Annotated in this window: 1 protein-coding gene; it reads right to left on the bottom strand. The window is 57.2% G+C overall.

All coding sequences use genetic code 11. The annotated features are described in order from the left end of the window. The coding region (locus EAE91_RS23965) for an Ig-like domain-containing protein (protein ID WP_214090596.1) at positions 1–201 on the bottom strand (201 nt) is incomplete at both ends.

Raw genomic sequence — 201 nt, 5'->3', positions numbered from 1 at the left:
TCGCCGTGACCTGCCCCTGCGCGTTACTCACCGGATTGCTCTGTTTCGTCAGTTTTAACCCGGCTGGCGTTGGGTCTGTCTGCCAGTCAATGTCGACCGGTTGACCCACCACCAGATTGCCGTGCCCATCCTTCACCGTCGCCGTGAAGGTATAACTGTCACTGCCGTTGTTGTAGTGCGCCTTGTCTTTATCCGCATCCA

The organism is Photorhabdus noenieputensis (assembly GCF_018448935.1).
Taxonomy (GTDB): Bacteria; Pseudomonadota; Gammaproteobacteria; order Enterobacterales; family Enterobacteriaceae; genus Photorhabdus; species Photorhabdus noenieputensis.
Note: the sequence above shows the minus strand (reverse complement) of the source record. Positions and strands in the feature narration are given on the sequence as shown.